The following is an 18,516-nucleotide window of genomic DNA, read 5'->3' as shown; positions in this document are numbered from 1 at the left end:
AATTGCATGTGAGAACTTGGCTCAATAAATACTTTGGTTTTAGTAAAGGAGAATTCAATGGATTGTTGTTTTTGGTCTTTATTATTATTGTATTGAAAAGCATACCTATTATATATGTATATATTAAACCGGTAGAAATAGACAGCCCTAATCTTATGGCTGAGATTAAAAGAATTAGCATTACAGAACAAGATAGATACGCTTCGGTAAGAGAAGACATATTAGATCTTGAGGCTAAGAAGGAGGCCCGGCTCTTCAGTTTTGATCCGAATACGCTCCCACAGTCAGGTTGGGAAACATTGGGACTTTCTCCTAAACAGGCCAAATCAATTGTAAATTATACCAGTAAAGGTGGGAGGTTTTATCAGCCTGAAGATCTTAAAAAAATGTATACCATTTCTCCAGATATGTATATCAAGCTTTTACCTTATGTAAAAATAGCAGATAAGGGTAATTCGCATAAGAGTTTGGTGTTCGAAAGGAAGGAGTTTGCAAAGAAGGTTTCTGTAATTGTAGATATTAATCGTGCAGATTCTGTTCAATTGGATGCTGTGAAAGGAATAGGACCTGCGTTCGCAAAACGGATCTTAAAATACCGCGAACGATTGGGCGGCTTTTACAAAAAGGAACAACTGTTAGAAGTTTATGGTCTGGATTCTGCAAAATATGCGGAGATTAAAGATCAGCTGATTCTTTCTAAAATTGATTTAAACACGGTAAATATCAATACAGCTACTTTTAATGAATTAAGAACGAATCCATACCTTTCCTATAAACAGATCAATGCGATATTGCAATATAGAAAACAACATGGGGATTATACGAGTAAGGAGGATTTAAGAAAAATAGTGATCCTAAACCCCGAGCTCATTGAAAAAATATTACCTTATATTTCTTTCAAGTAGCAAATTCAACTTTTTCTCAGGAGACTAAAAAAATATTTACTAAAAAAAATAAATACCTTTCAATCTTTTTATCAAGCTTTAAAATTAACAGGTTCAGTAATTATACTAAATACCATTTCATTCTAGGTTTTGCCTAATATTTAATGGTAACTAACTATCAAATAATTGATTATAATTGTCGAAACCAAAGCTATAATATATGAGCGTAAGCTTTAATTTTTCGGAAACAGAAACCCAACAAAGCGTGAGAGATATGGTTCGCGATTTTGCGGAGAAACACATTAGACCAAACGTGATGGAATGGGATGAGGCGCAACACTTTCCAATCCCCTTGTTTAAACAATTAGGAGAGTTGGGGCTGATGGGGGTATTGGTTCCTGAAGAATATGGTGGCTCAGGTTTAGGCTACCATGAATATGTAGATGTAATTGTAGAGGTTGCCAGAGTATGTGGTTCTATTGGTTTGTCTTTAGCTGCACACAATTCACTCTGTACTGGCCATATTCTGGCTTTTGCAAATGAAGAGCAAAAGCAAAAATGGTTACCTAAACTGGCGTCTGCAGAATGGATAGGTGCATGGGGATTAACAGAGGCCAATACGGGGTCGGATGCATTACGAATGATGACGACTGCTGTTGAAGATGGCGATGATTATATTATTAATGGTTCTAAAAACTGGATTACACACGGTAAAAGTGGCGATATAGCAGTGGTAATGGTTAGAACAGGAGAACAGGGGAGTTCGAAAGGAATTTCGGCAATTGTGGTAGAAAGGGGAACACCGGGTTTTGCCGCTGGCAAGAAAGAAAATAAATTAGGTATGAGGGCTTCTGAAACTACAGAAATGATATTTGATAACTGTAGGGTTCCTAAAGCTAATTTATTAGGTAATGTAGGAGAGGGGTTTAAACAGGCCATGAAGGTGTTAGATGGAGGGCGTATTTCTATTGCCGCATTAGGTTTAGGAATTGCAAAAGGAGCTTACGATGCCGCAGTTGCCTATTCTAAACAACGTCAGCAATTCGGGAAGCCAATTTCGAGTTACCAGGCCATTAGCTTTAAGCTGGCCGATATGGCTACTGAAATTGAAGCGGCAGAATTATTGATTCGCCAGGCGAGCGATTTAAAGAACCGACATCAGCCAGTTACCAAACAATCAGCTATGGCAAAATATTTTTCTTCAGAAGTTGCAGTTAGAGTAGCTACAGATGCTGTACAGATTTTTGGAGGATATGGATATACGAAGGATTTTCCGGTAGAGAAATTTTACAGAGATAGTAAACTCTGTACCATAGGTGAGGGGACATCAGAAATTCAGAAGATCGTTATTGCGAGAGAAATATTACAAGGGTAGAGTGGTAGGTAGTTTAAGGGTAAAGGCAAATGGCTGTTATCCTAAAGCTCATATCATATGCCTTTAACCTTATTAACAAACCAAATATATTATGAGGAATCCGGTGGGTTGAAATACCTCCGGATTTTTTTTGTCTTTCTTAAACCGGTTATCCTATGCCTTGTTCTCACTAATGACTAATGACTAATGACTAATGACTAATGACTAATGACTAATGACTAATGCCCGTCGCTACTGAATATCCCGAGTGGTTAATATGCTATCTACCACATAGACGCTAAATCCTCTCCAGGGAAGTGAATTTTTGTATTCCTTATAATGTAGTTCATAAAATTTACCACTGTTATTCATCATTTGATCTGCTATGGCTTTATTGGCAATGGAGAATTCAAATTCATTGCTTTGCAAGGTGCCCGTTTGTCGTGATTTTATTCCACTTTGAATGAGTTTGCCTTCATAAGTTTTAAAGACGTAACCTTTTTTAACCACATAATTGAGTTCTCCTGCTTTAACACCTTCACCAAAAACAAAGAAGTAGCGGTAATAACAAATTATTGCAAGGATAATTAAAAGTACTGTGGAAAGAATAGCGATTACTTTTTTGCCTGTTGTCATAGTTTTTATCTTATATATAAATGTAACAACTGTACATTATAACTTTACAACAAAAAAGAAATCTTTTTTATATATAAGATAATTTTTTCTTCTTAACTCTTTCTCATTCTCAATAAAATACTTACATTTGCATCCCCGAATAGAAGGGGAAATTTAAAAACCACGAGAGGAGGTATTTCAGCGTTATGATTATTATCAACATTAAAGACGGCGAATCATTAGATAAAGCCCTTAAACGTTTCAAGAAGAAATTCGAAAAAACTGGAGTTTTAAGAGAACTTCGTAGCCGTCAGGCATACGAGAAGAAATCTGTAGCTCGTCGTACTGAAATTAAACATGCTGTTTATATTCAAAATATGAATCAAGATACAACTGCATAGTTGTATACGATATAAAATTAAGGTGCCTTTAAGATTTTTCTTAAAGGCATTTTTTTTGCTTATTATTTTTTAACTATTTCTTAATACCAAAACTATTTGTAACTTCATATATAAGCCGGTGTAATCGATTTTGAATGTTGCTAAAGAGTTTTATCACATATTTATCCCACGAGAAGCGTTATTCTCAGCATACCATCACTTCCTATCAAACAGATTTAAGTCAGTTTAGGGAGTATATCCAAAAAACATTCGAATTAGATTTTTTAGAAGTTAAGCATACCCATTTACGCAGCTACATGGTTGACTTGATGGAGAATGACAAATCTACCCAGACCATAAACCGTAAGATCTCTACCTTAAGAAGCTTCTATAAATTCTTGCTTAGAGAAGATAGAATTGTTCAGGATCCTTCGGCCTTAATTAAAGCACCCAAAGTAGCGAAGCATTTGCCTGTATTTGTTGATGCGCAAAAAATGGATCATCTTTTAGATTCTGAAGAGTATTTTCAGACCAATTTTTCTTCCATAAGGGATCATTTAATTATTGAGTTGCTCTTCGGGGCAGGGTTACGGTTAGCAGAATTACTCCAAATTAAAGAAACAGATATTGATATTTATGCTAATACTATAAAGGTATTGGGCAAGCGGAACAAGGAAAGGGTAGTTCCAATAAATAAACAGCTTATAAATCAGGTAAATAAATACATTGAGTTAAAAAAGTTGCAGAATTTTAATAACAATTTACCTATATTAATCGTTACAAATACAGGAGCTGCCGCATATCCTAAACTGATATATCGCGCAGTTACTGAGCATTTAAAATTTGTATCTACACATGAGAAAAAAAGTCCCCATGTATTACGCCACAGTTATGCGACCTCATTACTTAATGCAGGGGCTGATTTAAATGCCATTAAGGAACTTTTAGGCCATTCCAGTTTAGCGGCCACCCAGGTTTACACACACAATTCGATCGAAAGATTAAAAACAATTTATAAACAAGCCCATCCAAAGGCATAAAAAAAGGAGGAAAAATGAAAATCGGAGTTCAATCAATCCACTTCAATGCAGACAGTAAGTTGTTAGATTTTATACAAAAGAGGGCGAACAAGCTCGATCAGTTTTTTGATCAAATCATCAGCGGTGAAGTGTATTTAAAGTTAGAGAACGTAGAGGATGAGGCCAATAAAATCAGTGAGATTAAACTGATTGTACCTGGAGGAACCCTTTTCGCTAAAGAACAATGTAAGTCATTTGAAGAGGCCACCGACCTGGCCATCGAATCATTAAGGAAGCAAATTACAAAACATAAAGACAAAACGAGAGCTAAATTAAGCGAGCATAAGGCAATTTTAAGCGAGAGCGAAGCTTCAGATTACTAAGAAATAGAAAAAAATAAAGTAAGCGGCAGCACGATTTATTATTGTGCTGCCGTTTTTTTTGAATAAATTTTGCTGAAATAGGAGAGGACAGAGGTGAAAAAGCCACTAAAAAATATTTTTTTTAATAAATGTTCGAGTCTTAAAACTGAGAACTGAGAAGCTGAACCGGGGAATTGCAAAATATTCTGAAAAAAAATGAAAAAATTATTCAATTTTTTAGCGCTAGCAAAGCGGCTGATTATGAAGATAATATTCGTTAAAGAACTTGGTTTGATATCGACTTGAGGTATATCTTCTCTATTTTTTTTTAAAAATAATTTTGAAGTGAAATATAAGTGTGTATATTTGCATTCCCTTTCGGAAAGGGCGTTACGCCAAGAAGAAAAGGTTAGTTCTATGAAAAGATAAAAGTTTTAAAAAAACACGTTAATAATAGGAAAAAAGAAGTTTTTTCGTATCATTGCACAAAATTTAAAGCCTCCTTAGCTCAGCTGGTAGAGCAACTGACTTGTAATCAGTAGGTCATTGGTTCGATTCCGATAGGAGGCTCTTTTTATTTTAAAGTGTTAACATTTTAAGATAAAGTTGGGGAGATACCAGAGCGGCCAAATGGGACAGACTGTAACTCTGTTGTCGTAAGACTTCGAAGGTTCGAATCCTTCTCTCCCCACACTTTAAAATGAAAGAATGACCAAATGTTTTAATGAAAGAATATTTCTCTCATTCTTTCATTTTATCAAACTCTAATTTTAGAAAGCGGAAGTAGCTCAGTTGGTAGAGCGATAGCCTTCCAAGCTATAGGTCGCGAGTTCGAACCTCGTCTTCCGCTCTTAGATGTTCATTAGTAAGTTTGTTCATCGGTTCATGGTTAGCCTTAGTGAACGAATGACCCTTGAACTAGTGAGCTAGTAAAAAGCCGAAGTAGCTCAGCGGTAGAGCACTTCCTTGGTAAGGAAGAGGTCGTGGGTTCAAGTCCCATCTTTGGCTCAAAAGAAAAAACTTTGTTAAGTCTGTTTTAGGTGCAGAGTGGACAAGGTTTTTTGCGTTACATTGTATCAAAACAATAAATAAAATTAATAAAAAAGTTAACCTACTAATTAGTTATAAATAAAATGGCAAAAGAAAAATTTGACCGCAGTAAACCGCACTTAAACATCGGTACAATCGGTCACGTCGATCACGGTAAAACAACTTTAACAGCGGCTATTACAAAAGTTTTGGCTGATGCTGGTTTAACTGAGGCACGTTCATTCGATTCAATTGACTCAGCTCCTGAGGAAAAAGAAAGAGGTATTACTATCAATACAGCTCACGTTGAGTATTCAACAGCTAACCGTCACTATGCACACGTTGACTGTCCAGGTCACGCGGATTACGTGAAAAACATGGTTACTGGTGCTGCTCAGATGGACGGTGCAATTATCGTTGTTGCTGCTACTGATGGTCCAATGCCACAAACTCGTGAGCACATCTTATTGGCTCGTCAGGTTGGTGTTCCTTCATTAGTTGTATTCATGAATAAAGTGGATATGGTTGATGATCCTGAATTATTAGAACTAGTAGAAATGGAAGTTCGTGAATTATTATCGTTCTACGAATTCCCAGGTGATGATATTCCAGTAATCCAAGGATCTGCTTTAGGTGGATTAAACGGAGATGCTAAATGGGTTGGTAAAATCATGGAGTTAATGGATGCTGTAGATAGCTACATTCCAATCCCTCCACGTTTAACTGATCTTCCATTCTTGATGCCAGTAGAGGACGTATTCTCAATCACTGGTCGTGGTACAGTAGCAACTGGCCGTATCGAGCGTGGTGTAATCAACTCTGGAGATCCAGTTGAAATCTTAGGTATGGGTGCTGAGAACTTAAAATCTACAGTAACTGGTGTTGAGATGTTCCGTAAGATCTTAGATTATGGTGAAGCAGGTGATAACGTAGGTTTATTGTTACGTGGTATTGAGAAAACTGATATCCGTCGTGGTATGGTAATCTGTAAACCAGGTTCAGTAACTCCTCACACAGATTTCAAAGCTGAGATCTATGTATTATCAAAAGCAGAAGGTGGTCGTCACACTCCATTCTTCAACAAATACCGTCCTCAGTTCTATTTCCGTACTACAGACGTAACTGGTGAGATCTCACTAGCTGAAGGTACTGAAATGGTTATGCCAGGTGATAACGTTACCATCACTGTTAAGTTGATCAACGCTATCGCAATGGAAAAAGGTCTACGTTTCGCTATCCGTGAAGGTGGTAGAACAGTAGGTGCTGGTCAGGTAACTGAAATCTTAGCTTAATTTTAAGCTTAACAATATAAAGGAGCTAGTTAAGGCTAGCTCTTTTTTAAACACGGGAATAGTTCAACGGTAGAATAGAGGTCTCCAAAACCTTTGATCAGGGTTCGAATCCTTGTTCCCGTGCCAAACAAAAATGATTGAATTAGTGAAAGTTTTAATGATCGAATGCAAATGCATTCTGTCGCTCACTAACTCAATCATTTAATCATTATAGTAAATATGGCTAAAGTAGTTCAATTTATAAAAGAATCATACGATGAAATGACCCAGAAGGTTACTTGGCCTACATGGGGCGAGCTTCAAAGTTCTGCGGTTCTTGTTTTAGTAGCTTCTTTAATTATTGCATTATTGATTTTTGCAATGGATAAAGGTTCTATGTTTGTGTTAGATACTTTTTATAAATCACTTTCTAATTAATATTTCTGAATGAGCGATCTAAAGTGGTATGTTGTAAGAGCTGTTAGCGGTAAAGAGAAGAAAGTAAAACAGTATATTGATGCTGAGATTAGCCGTTTAGGTTTCTCTCATTTGGTGCCTCAGGTATTAATCCCTATGGAGAAATACTACCAGATGAAAGATGGAAAAAAAATAGCCAAAGAACGTAACTTTTATCCAGGCTATGTTTTAATTGAAGCCATTTTAGACGGTGAGTTAGAGCACGTAATTAAAGGAATTAACAGTGTTATTGGCTTCCTGGGCGATAAGGCTGGAACTCCAATCCCAATGCGTCAGGCAGAAGTTAACCGTATTTTAGGTGTGGTTGATGAAATGAGCGAGCAGGGGGAGATGATGAATGTTCCTTACTACGTAGGAGAGAACATCAAAGTAATGGATGGACCATTCAATGGTTTCTCTGGTATTATCGAAGAGGTAAACGAAGAGAAGAAAAAGCTTAAAGTAATGGTTAAGATTTTTGGAAGAAAAACCCCATTAGAGCTTAACTACATGCAAGTAGAAAAAGAGTAAAAAATATTTTCAAAAATATATAGGAGGACTGCAAGATTATTCATATCTTTGCAGTCCTTTTGGTTTTGTATAGAACTATCTGGAAAATAAAATGTTACATGCTTCCAAATTTAACATTGAGTTTTAAATAAATAAAAACACAAAATGGCAAAAGAAGTCAGTGCAATGATCAAATTACAGATCAAGGGCGGAGCTGCAAATCCATCGCCACCAGTAGGACCTGCATTAGGTGCTAAAGGTGTGAACATCATGGAGTTTTGCAAACAGTACAATGCTCGTACCCAAGATAAAGCAGGTAAAGTATTGCCGGTTGTAATTACTGTTTATGCTGATAAGTCATTCGATTTCATCATCAAAACCCCTCCTGTAGCAGTTCAGTTGAAAGACGCGACTAAATTACAGAGTGGTTCTGCTGAGCCTAACCGTAAAAAAGTTGGATCGGTGACCTGGGACCAAATTAAAGTTATTGCTGAAGATAAGATGCCTGATTTAAATGCATTCACTATCGAATCAGCAATGAGTATGGTTGCTGGTACAGCACGCAGTATGGGAATCACCGTTTCTGGTGACGCACCCTGGAACAATTAATTAAAAAACAGTTTACAACAGTGGCGAAATTAACTAAAAATCAAAAAAAGGCACATGCTAAGATAGAGGCTGGTAAAGCTTATACTTTGAAGGATGCTGCTGCTTTGGTAAAAGAAATCACTACTACTAAATTTGATGCATCAGTTGATATTGATGTAGCATTAGGAGTAGATCCACGTAAAGCCAATCAAATGGTACGTGGTATTGCTACTTTACCACACGGTACAGGTAAAACTGTACGTGTTTTAGCTTTGGTAACTCCTGATAAGGAAGAAGAAGCAAAAGCAGCTGGCGCAGACTTCGTAGGTTTAGACGAGTATGTTGCTAAAATTGAAGGTGGTTGGACCGATGTAGACATTATTATCACTACACCAGCTTGTATGGCAAAAGTAGGTAAATTGGGACGTGTTTTAGGACCAAGAAACTTAATGCCAAACCCTAAATCTGGAACAGTAACTAACGAAGTTGGTAAAGCTGTAACAGATGTAAAAGGTGGAAAGATCGATTTTAAAGTAGACAAAACAGGTATCATTCACACCTCGATAGGAAAAGTATCATTCCCGGCAGAAAAGATTTATGAAAATGCTTTAGAAGTAATTCAAGTATTAGCTAAATTGAAACCATCTGCTGCAAAAGGAACTTATTTTAAAAGCATTCACGTGTCTTCTACAATGAGTCCTGGAATTGCAATCGAAACCAAATCAGTAGCGGGGATTTAATCATGAACAGAGAAGAAAAACACGAAGTAGTTTTAGAACTACAAGGACAAATGCAGGAGTATGGCAATTTCTATATTGCAGATACCTCTAGCCTTTCTGTTGAGAAGATCAATGAAATCCGTCGCAAATGTTTTGAGAGCGATATCATCATGAAGGTTGCTAAAAACTCATTAATCCGTAAAGCGATTGAGAGTTTAGATGGCGATTCATCTGAGATATTCGAAGCCTTAAAAGGTTCTTCATCATTATTATTCTCAAAAACAGCTAATGCTCCGGCTAAGTTGATCAAATCTTTGAGAAAAACAAGTGATAAACCATTGCTAAAAGCAGCGTACATCGATTCATCTATTTATGTTGGCGATGATCAATTAAATTCATTAGTAAGCTTGAAATCAAGAGAAGAGCTTATTGGAGATATCGTTGGTCTATTACAATCACCAGCTAAAAATGTTCTATCTGCGCTTCAATCAGGCGGTAGCAAAATTGCAGGAATTGTTAAAACTCTTCAGGAAAGAGAAGGTTAACGAACACCTTAAGTTCGCAAATTAAACAAAATTATTTTTACGTAAATTTTTAAAATCTTAATAAAATGGCAGATTTAAAAGCGTTTGCTGAGCAATTAGTAAACTTAACAGTTAAAGAAGTTAATGAATTAGCTCAAATCTTAAAAGATGAGTATGGTATCGAGCCTGCAGCTGCTGCTGTAGCGATTGCTGGTCCTGCTGGTGGTGGTGATGCACCTGCTGCTGCTGCAGAAAAAACATCTTTTGATGTAATCTTAAAAGAAGCTGGTGGTCAGAAATTAGCAGTTGTAAAACTTGTTAAAGACTTAACTGGTTTAGGTTTGAAAGAAGCTAAAGACTTAGTTGACGGAGCACCAAAAGAATTAAAAGCTGGTGTTGCTAAAGACGAAGCAGAAGCGCTTAAAAAACAATTAGAAGAAGCTGGAGCAGTAGTTGAGGTTAAGTAATCACTTAATTTAGCTTCGCTAAAAAAGTATCAGACACCGACTGAAAATGTCGGTGTCTTTACCTGTTTATAAACATCTCATTTTGCTTGGTTGATGAGATGCTTTAACCAAAGCCAAACAAATAGTTTATTCTTAAACTAAAAAACTTTTAGTCCATTGGCAAAGAAAGTCGAACAAAGAGTAAATTTTGCAACTAGTAAGCACATTATAGATTATCCTGATTTTCTTGACGTGCAATTGCAATCATTCAGAGAATTTTTCCAGATAGATACCACATCAGACGATCGCTCTAGCGAAGGTTTGTTTAAAGTGTTTGCCGAAAACTTCCCAATCACTGATTCAAGAAACATCTTCGTACTAGAATTTCTTGATTATTTTGTGGATCCACCTCGATATGATATACATGAGTGTATCGAGCGTGGCTTAACCTATAATGTCCCATTAAAAGCAAAGCTGAAGCTTTCTTGTAATGACGAAGAGCATGAGGATTTTGAAACCATCATCCAGGATGTTTACTTAGGTACCATCCCTTACATGACACCTAAAGGTACATTTGTAATCAACGGAGCTGAGCGTGTTATCGTTTCGCAATTACACCGTTCTCCAGGAGTGTTCTTCGGCCAAAGCCGTCACACTAACGGAACCAAATTGTACTCTGCTCGTGTTATTCCTTTCAAAGGTTCATGGATTGAGTTTGCTACAGACGTTAACAACGTGATGTATGCTTACATCGATCGTAAGAAAAAGTTCCCAGTTACCACCTTATTACGTGCAATTGGTTACGATTCTGATAAAGACATCTTAGAATTATTTGATCTTGCCGATGAGGTTAAGGTTAGTAAGTCTGGTTTGAAAAAATATATCGGACGTAAACTTGCTGCAAGGGTATTAAGAAAATGGGTAGAGGATTTTGTTGATGAAGATACTGGTGAGGTAGTTTCTATCGATCGTAATGAAGTGATTCTTGAAAGAGAAACCATTTTAGAAGACGAACATATCGATATGGTAATCGAAGCAGGTGTTAAAACTATTATCTTATCTAAAGATGATGGTGCTAGCCAGGCCGATTATACCATTATTTATAATACATTACAAAAAGATACATCAAACTCTGAGAAAGAGGCTGTAGAAAACATCTATCGTGCTTTGCGTAACGCAGAACCACCTGATGAGGAAACTGCACGTGGTATCATTGATCGTTTATTCTTCTCAGATAAACGTTACGATTTAGGAGATGTTGGTCGTTACCGCATCAACCGTAAATTGAAAATGGATACTCCGGATGATGTAAAAGTTTTAACAAAAGCAGATATTATTGCTATTGTTAAATATTTGATCAAATTGATCAACTCTAAAGAAGAGGTGGATGATATTGACCACTTATCAAACCGTCGTGTACGTACGGTAGGTGAGCAGTTATATGCACAATTCGGTGTTGGTTTAGCGCGTATGGCTAGAACAATCCGTGAGCGTATGAACATTCGCGATAACGAGGTATTTACACCTACTGATTTGATCAACGCTCGTACGTTGTCATCAGTAATTAACTCTTTCTTTGGAACAAACCAGCTATCTCAGTTCATGGATCAAACGAATCCATTAGCAGAGATTACACACAAGCGTCGTTTATCAGCGTTAGGCCCAGGTGGTCTTTCACGTGAGCGTGCTGGTTTCGAGGTTCGTGACGTTCACTATACGCACTACGGTCGTTTGTGTACTATCGAAACTCCAGAGGGACCAAACATTGGTTTGATTTCATCACTTTGTGTACACGCGAAGATCAATAATTTAGGTTTCATCGAAACACCTTACAAACGTGTTGAAGAAGGAAAAGTGGTTGTTGATTCTGACGTAATCTATCTTTCTGCTGAAGATGAGGATGGTAAAACTATCGCTCAGGCAAATGCAGAGTACGACGATCAGGGTAATTTCATTACTCCACGTGTTAAAGCGCGTTACGAGGGTGACTTCCCGATTATTGAGCCTGAGAAATTAGACTTAATGGACGTTGCGCCAAACCAGATTACTTCAATCGCTGCTTCATTAATTCCGTTCTTAGAACATGATGATGCGAACAGGGCCTTGATGGGATCGAACATGCAACGTCAGGCCGTACCATTGTTACGTCCTGAGGCACCAATTGTAGGTACAGGTTTGGAAGGTCGCGTTGCTCGTGACTCAAGAACTTTGATCAACGCAGAGGGTGATGGTGTTGTAGAATATGTAGATGCTAATGAAATCACCATTAAATATGAACGTAACGAAGACGATCGTTTAGTTTCATTTGAAGGTGACAGCAAAACTTATAGATTAATCAAATTCAAGAAAACCAACCAGAATACTTGTATCAACTTGAAACCAATCGTTAAGAAAGGTCAGAAAGTTACTAAAGGGCAAGTACTTTGCGAGGGATATGCAACAGAGAATGGTGAGCTTGCTCTAGGAAGAAACTTGAAAGTGGCATTCATGCCTTGGCAAGGTTTCAACTTTGAGGATGCGATTGTAATCAACGAGCGTATTGTTCGTGATGACGTTTTCACTTCATTGCATATTGAAGAGTTTGAATTAGAAGTACGTGATACTAAACGTGGAGAAGAGGAATTGACACCAGATATTCCTAACGTTTCTGAAGAGGCTACTAAAGACCTTGATGAAAACGGTATTATCCGCATTGGTGCTGAAGTAAAAGAAGGTGATATTTTAATTGGTAAGATTACTCCTAAAGGTGAGTCTGATCCTTCACCGGAAGAGAAATTACTGCGTGCAATCTTTGGTGATAAAGCAGGTGATGTTAAAGATGCGTCTTTAAAAACTCCTCCTTCAATCCAGGGTGTGGTAATCGATACTAAGTTATTCAGCCGTGCTAAGAAAACTTCAAAAGCTGAAGAGAAATCTGCAATTGAGAAGTTAGATAAAGACTACAACAAGGCAACAGAGAAGTTAAAAAATGAATTAGTAGACAAATTATTCACTATTGTAAATGGCAAAACATCTCAAGGTGTATTTAACATTTACAAAGAATTATTAGTACCAAAAGGTGCTAAGTTTACGCAGAAAATTTTAGCTGAGCTTAGTTATGAGCACATTAGCCCTAACAAATGGACTACTGATGATGACAAAAACGAGCTGATTAAAATGTTGCTTCACAACTATGGTATCCGTGTTAACGAGGAACTTGGTGCTTACAAACGTGATAAATTTGCGATCAGTGTAGGTGATGAGCTTCCATCGGGAATTGTACAGATGGCCAAAGTTTATGTTGCTAAAAAACGTAAGTTAAAAGTAGGTGATAAGATGGCAGGACGCCACGGTAACAAAGGTATTGTTGCACGTATTGTACGTGACGAAGATATGCCTTTCTTAGCTGATGGTAGCCCGGTTGATATCGTGTTGAACCCACTGGGTGTACCTTCACGTATGAACTTGGGTCAGATCTATGAAACTGTATTGGCTTGGGCTGGTAAAGAATTGGGTGTTAAATTTGCAACTCCAATCTTTGACGGTGCTAAACACCATGAGGTAGAAGAGTGGATCGCTAAAGCAGGTGTTCCGGCTTCAGGAAAAACTTACTTATATAATGGTTTAACAGGTGAGCGTTTCGATCAGACTACAACTGTGGGTATTATCTACATGTTGAAATTAGGTCACATGGTTGATGATAAGATGCACGCCCGTTCAATCGGACCATACTCATTAATTACACAACAACCATTGGGTGGTAAAGCTCAATTCGGGGGTCAGCGTTTTGGTGAGATGGAGGTTTGGGCATTAGAGGCATTCGGTGCTGCTAACATCCTTCAAGAGATCTTAACCGTTAAATCGGATGATGTTATTGGAAGAGCTAAAACCTACGAAGCCATTGTTAAAGGTGAGAACCTACCAACTCCAGGCGTACCAGAATCGTTCAACGTATTGGTACACGAGTTACGCGGCTTAGGTTTAGATATTACGTTAGACTAATTGAATGAAAGAATGAGTGAATGAGTGGATGATGGGTAACTGTCATTCTCTCATTCAATCACTCAATCCTTCGATCATTAAAGAAAGAGATATGTCTTACAAAAAGGATAATAAATTAAAAAGCAATTTCACATCTATTACCATTAGCTTATCGTCTCCGGAGATTATTTTGGAGCGTTCTAGCGGTGAGGTGTTGAAACCAGAAACCATTAACTACCGTACTTACAAACCTGAACGTGATGGTTTGTTCTGTGAGCGTATTTTTGGTCCGGTAAAAGATTACGAATGTCATTGCGGTAAGTACAAACGTATCCGTTATAAAGGTATTGTTTGCGACCGTTGTGGTGTTGAAGTAACTGAAAAGAAAGTGCGTAGAGAGCGTATGGGGCACATCAGTTTGGTGGTTCCTGTTGCGCATATCTGGTATTTCCGCTCTTTACCAAACAAAATCGGTTATTTATTAGGTTTACCTACTAAAAAATTAGATTTAATTATCTATTACGAGCGTTACGTAGTTATTCAGGCAGGTTTAATGGCTGAAGAAGGTATCAGTTATATGGACTTCTTAACGGAAGAAGAATATTTAGATATCTTAGATAAATTACCTAAAGAAAACCAATATTTAGATGATAAAGATCCTAATAAATTCGTAGCCAAAATGGGTGCGGAGGCATTAGAAGATTTGTTAAAACGTATTGATTTAGATACTTTATCTTACGATTTACGTCACCAGGCAGCTAACGAAACTTCTCAGCAACGTAAAAATGAGGCTTTAAAACGTCTTCAGGTTGTTGAAGCTTTCCGTGGCGCTAATACACGTATTGAGAATCGCCCTGAGTGGATGATTGTTAAAATCGTTCCGGTTATTCCACCAGAATTACGTCCTTTAGTTCCATTAGAAGGTGGTCGTTTCGCTACTTCAGATTTAAATGATTTATACCGTCGTGTAATTATCCGTAACAACCGTTTAAAACGTTTGATCGAGATTAAAGCACCAGAGGTAATTTTACGTAACGAGAAACGTATGTTACAGGAAGCTGTAGATTCGTTATTCGATAACTCACGTAAAGTTAATGCGGTTAAAACTGAAGGTAACCGTGCTTTGAAATCACTTTCAGATATCTTGAAAGGTAAACAAGGTCGTTTCCGTCAGAATTTATTAGGTAAACGTGTGGATTATTCAGCTCGTTCGGTAATTGTTGTAGGGCCTAGCCTTAAATTACACGAGTGTGGATTGCCAAAAGATATGGCTGCTGAGCTTTACAAACCATTCATCATTCGTAAAATGATTGAAAGAGGTGTGGTAAAAACAGTAAAATCAGCCAAAAAAATTGTTGATAGAAAAGACCCGCTAGTTTGGGATATCCTGGAAAACGTATTAAAAGGTCACCCGGTATTATTAAACCGTGCACCTACGTTACACCGTTTGGGTATTCAGGCTTTCCAACCTAAATTGGTTGAGGGTAAAGCGATCCAATTACACCCATTAGTGTGTACGGCATTTAACGCGGATTTTGACGGTGACCAGATGGCTGTCCACTTACCATTAGGTAATGCAGCAATTTTGGAAGCCCAAGTTTTAATGTTAGCTGCTCACAACATCTTAAACCCTGCTAACGGTACGCCAATTACTGTACCTTCTCAGGATATGGTTTTGGGTCTTTATTACATTACTAAAGGCCGTAGAACAGATGAAACACGGGTAGTAAAAGGACAAGATGCATCATTCTATTCTCCAGAAGAAGTTATCATTGCTTACAACGAGAAACAATTAGACTTACACGCATTTATCAAAGTAAAGGTAAATGTTAAACAAGCTGACGGTTCTATCGTTAATAAGTTAACTGAAACTACTGTTGGTAGAGTATTGTTTAACCAAATGGTACCAGAAGAGGTAGGTTATATCAATGAATTATTAACTAAAAAATCGTTGAGAGATATCATCGGTGAGGTAGTTAAGATGACTGGTATGGCACGTGCTTCAAGATTCCTGGATGATATCAAAGAATTAGGTTTCAAAATGGCATTCCAGGGAGGTTTATCGTTCAACTTACAAGACGTAAACATTCCGGTAGAGAAACATACTTTATTAGAGCAAGCTGCTGCTGAGGTTGAAGAGGTAAGAAACAACTATAACATGGGTTTCATTACCAACAACGAGCGTTACAACCAGATTATCGATATCTGGACACGTATCAACAACAGATTGACTACTTTCGTAATGAACCAGTTATCTAGTGATAACCAAGGTTTCAACTCGGTGTACATGATGCTTGATTCAGGTGCGCGTGGTTCGAAAGAGCAGATTCGTCAGTTGTGCGGTATGCGTGGTTTGATGGCAAAACCTCAAAAATCAGGTTCAGGTGGTGATATCATTGAAAACCCGATCTTATCAAACTTTAAAGAAGGTTTATCGGTATTAGAGTACTTTATCTCTACTCACGGTGCGCGTAAAGGTTTGGCGGATACGGCGTTAAAAACGGCGGATGCGGGTTACTTAACTCGTCGTTTACATGATGTTGCTCAGGATATGATCGTTAACGATGTAGATTGTGGAACCTTAAGAGGTATGTACACCACTGCATTGAAAGATAACGAAGATATTGTTGAACCTTTATATGATAGAATTTTAGGTCGTACTTCACTACATGATGTTTATAATCCGTTGGATAACACATTATTGGTAGGTGCGGGTGAAGATATTAACGAGGAGGTTGCCAGAGCAATCGATGAATCTCCTTTAGATGGTATCGAAATTCGTTCGGTATTAACGTGTGAAGCTAAACGTGGTGTTTGTGCATTATGTTACGGACGTAACTTAGCTTCTGGTAAACGTGTTCAAAGAGGTGAGGCTGTTGGTGTAATTGCTGCACAGTCAATCGGTGAGCCGGGTACACAGTTAACCCTTCGTACGTTCCACGTGGGTGGTACTGCATCAAACATTGCTGCAGAATCAAACATTGTAGCGAAATTTGATGGTGTTATTGAGTTCGAAAATATCCGTACAGTTGATACACAAACTGAAGATGGTAAAGTACAGGTTGTATTGGGCCGTTCAGGTGAGTTCAGAATTGTAGAGCCAGGATCAGGTCGTGTTATCGTTACTAACAATATCCCTTACGGTGCATTCTTATTTGTACAGGAAGGTGATAAAGTTGCTAAAGGCGACAAGATTTGTTCATGGGATCCATATAACGCGGTTATCATCTCAGAATTTGCTGGTAAAGCAGAGTTTGATGCTATCATTGAAGGGGTAACCTTCCGTGAAGAATCAGATGAGCAAACTGGTCACCGTGAAAAAGTAATTATTGATACTCGTGATAAAACAAAGAACCCTTCAGTTAAAATTGTTGATAAGAAAGGTGAATTTGTTAAAGGTTATAACATTCCGGTAGGTGCTCACGTTTCAGTTGATGAAGGTGAAACTATCCAAACTGGTCAAATCATCGCGAAAATCCCTCGTGCAACTGGTAAAACCCGAGATATTACGGGTGGTTTGCCTCGTGTAACTGAGTTATTTGAGGCTCGTAACCCTTCTAATCCGGCTGTAGTAACAGAGATTGATGGTGTGGTAACACTTGGTGGTGTTAAACGTGGTAACCGTGAAATCACAATTGAATCTAAAGATGGTGAAGTTAAAAAATACTTGGTTCCATTGTCTAAACACATCCTTGTACAGGATAATGACTTTGTGAAAGCAGGTATGCCATTATCAGATGGTTCAATTTCTCCAGCAGATATCTTAGCAATTAAGGGTCCTGCGGCGGTTCAAGAGTATCTTGTTAATGGTATCCAAGAGGTTTACCGTTTACAAGGGGTAAAAATCAACGATAAGCACTTTGAAGTAATCGTTCACCAAATGATGCAAAAAGTTCATATCGAAGATCCGGGAGATACTATTTTCTTAGAAAATAACGCTGTAGATCGTTGGGATTTCGCAGAAGAGAATGATGAAATCTATGACAAGAAAGTTGTTGTAGAGGCCGGAGACTCAACTGAATTCAAGCCAGGTCAAATTGTTTCATTACGTAGATTAAGAGATGAAAATTCTCAATTGAAACGTAAAGACTTAAAACAAATTGAGGTGCGTGATGCAAGACCAGCAACTGCGAGTTCAATCTTACAAGGTATCACTCGTGCATCGTTAGGTACTAAATCGTTCATTTCTGCGGCTTCGTTCCAGGAAACTACGAAAGTATTAAATGAAGCAGCGATTGCAGGTAAACGCGATAATATGTTAGGCTTGAAAGAAAACGTGATCGTGGGTCACTTAATTCCTTCTGGTACTGGTGTACGCGGTTACGAACGTATCATTGTAGGTTCACAAGAAGAGTACGATAAATTATTGGCCTCTAAACAAGAAGAAGTAGAAGCATAA

At 37.8% G+C, this 18,516-nt stretch carries 15 protein-coding genes and 5 tRNA genes; 19 read left to right on the top strand and 1 reads right to left on the bottom strand.

Going from position 1 to position 18,516, the window contains the following annotated elements; all coding sequences use genetic code 11:
* Window positions 1–155: 155 nt before the first annotated feature.
* Together BMX11_RS10965 and BMX11_RS10960 are read left to right on the top strand one after the other, a co-directional pair.
* Entirely contained in the window at window positions 156–905 is a 750-nt protein-coding gene (locus tag BMX11_RS10965) for a ComEA family DNA-binding protein (protein WP_139180167.1), read from the top strand.
* Between the two features lie 199 nt (window positions 906–1,104).
* A complete protein-coding gene (locus BMX11_RS10960) occupies window positions 1,105–2,259 on the top strand; it encodes an acyl-CoA dehydrogenase family protein (protein ID WP_090884133.1) in 1,155 nt (384 codons plus the stop codon).
* A 231-nt stretch (window positions 2,260–2,490) separates the two neighbouring features.
* Here the strand turns inward: BMX11_RS10960 and BMX11_RS10955 are convergent, their stop codons facing one another.
* Complete coding sequence (locus tag BMX11_RS10955; RefSeq protein ID WP_090884131.1) at window positions 2,491–2,874, bottom strand: hypothetical protein; 384 nt, start codon at window positions 2,872–2,874, stop codon at window positions 2,491–2,493.
* A 185-nt stretch (window positions 2,875–3,059) separates the two neighbouring features.
* Between BMX11_RS10955 and rpsU the strand changes: the two genes are divergently transcribed.
* From rpsU to rpoC, 17 genes are all read left to right on the top strand, one after another.
* Complete coding sequence (rpsU, locus tag BMX11_RS10950) at window positions 3,060–3,254, top strand: 30S ribosomal protein S21 (protein WP_086549247.1); 195 nt, start codon at window positions 3,060–3,062, stop codon at window positions 3,252–3,254.
* Window positions 3,255–3,388: 134 nt separating this feature from the next.
* Window positions 3,389–4,273, top strand: a complete 885-nt coding sequence (locus tag BMX11_RS10945; RefSeq protein ID WP_090884129.1) for a tyrosine-type recombinase/integrase — start codon at window positions 3,389–3,391, stop codon at window positions 4,271–4,273.
* Window positions 4,274–4,287: 14 nt separating this feature from the next.
* Complete coding sequence (hpf, locus tag BMX11_RS10940; protein ID WP_090884127.1) at window positions 4,288–4,635, top strand: ribosome hibernation-promoting factor, HPF/YfiA family; 348 nt, start codon at window positions 4,288–4,290, stop codon at window positions 4,633–4,635.
* Between the two features lie 476 nt (window positions 4,636–5,111).
* Window positions 5,112–5,184: transfer RNA gene (locus tag BMX11_RS10935), tRNA-Thr, on the top strand.
* Between the two features lie 38 nt (window positions 5,185–5,222).
* Window positions 5,223–5,305 (top strand) — tRNA-Tyr (locus tag BMX11_RS10930).
* An 86-nt stretch (window positions 5,306–5,391) separates the two neighbouring features.
* A tRNA-Gly gene (locus BMX11_RS10925) sits at window positions 5,392–5,464 on the top strand.
* Window positions 5,465–5,550: 86 nt separating this feature from the next.
* Window positions 5,551–5,622: transfer RNA gene (locus BMX11_RS10920), tRNA-Thr, on the top strand.
* A 125-nt stretch (window positions 5,623–5,747) separates the two neighbouring features.
* A complete protein-coding gene (gene tuf / locus BMX11_RS10915) occupies window positions 5,748–6,935 on the top strand; it encodes an elongation factor Tu (RefSeq protein ID WP_010601091.1) in 1,188 nt (395 codons plus the stop codon).
* Window positions 6,936–6,987: 52 nt separating this feature from the next.
* A tRNA-Trp gene (locus tag BMX11_RS10910) sits at window positions 6,988–7,061 on the top strand.
* 93 nt (window positions 7,062–7,154) lie between these two features.
* Window positions 7,155–7,352: a preprotein translocase subunit SecE gene (gene secE / locus BMX11_RS10905; protein WP_090884125.1), complete on the top strand. Its 198-nt coding sequence runs from the start codon at window positions 7,155–7,157 to the stop codon at window positions 7,350–7,352.
* Between the two features lie 9 nt (window positions 7,353–7,361).
* Window positions 7,362–7,901 (top strand): transcription termination/antitermination protein NusG, encoded by a 540-nt coding sequence (gene nusG, locus BMX11_RS10900; RefSeq protein WP_090884123.1) that lies wholly within the window; start codon window positions 7,362–7,364, stop codon window positions 7,899–7,901.
* Between the two features lie 144 nt (window positions 7,902–8,045).
* Window positions 8,046–8,489: a 50S ribosomal protein L11 gene (gene rplK, locus BMX11_RS10895; protein WP_090884121.1), complete on the top strand. Its 444-nt coding sequence runs from the start codon at window positions 8,046–8,048 to the stop codon at window positions 8,487–8,489.
* A 20-nt stretch (window positions 8,490–8,509) separates the two neighbouring features.
* A complete protein-coding gene (rplA, locus tag BMX11_RS10890) occupies window positions 8,510–9,208 on the top strand; it encodes a 50S ribosomal protein L1 (RefSeq protein ID WP_090884119.1) in 699 nt (232 codons plus the stop codon).
* A 2-nt stretch (window positions 9,209–9,210) separates the two neighbouring features.
* Window positions 9,211–9,732 (top strand): 50S ribosomal protein L10, encoded by a 522-nt coding sequence (gene rplJ, locus BMX11_RS10885; RefSeq protein WP_090884117.1) that lies wholly within the window; start codon window positions 9,211–9,213, stop codon window positions 9,730–9,732.
* Between the two features lie 65 nt (window positions 9,733–9,797).
* A complete protein-coding gene (gene rplL / locus BMX11_RS10880) occupies window positions 9,798–10,178 on the top strand; it encodes a 50S ribosomal protein L7/L12 (protein ID WP_090884114.1) in 381 nt (126 codons plus the stop codon).
* 156 nt (window positions 10,179–10,334) lie between these two features.
* Window positions 10,335–14,138, top strand: coding sequence for a DNA-directed RNA polymerase subunit beta (gene rpoB / locus BMX11_RS10875; protein ID WP_090884112.1), 3,804 nt, complete (start codon window positions 10,335–10,337; stop codon window positions 14,136–14,138).
* A gap of 91 nt (window positions 14,139–14,229) precedes the next feature.
* Window positions 14,230–18,516, top strand: coding sequence for a DNA-directed RNA polymerase subunit beta' (gene rpoC / locus BMX11_RS10870; protein ID WP_090884292.1), 4,287 nt, complete (start codon window positions 14,230–14,232; stop codon window positions 18,514–18,516).

Source organism: Pedobacter rhizosphaerae (genome assembly GCF_900111155.1).
Lineage (GTDB): Bacteria > Bacteroidota > Bacteroidia > Sphingobacteriales > Sphingobacteriaceae > Pedobacter > Pedobacter rhizosphaerae.
This window is presented reverse-complemented; position numbering and strand designations above follow the sequence as displayed.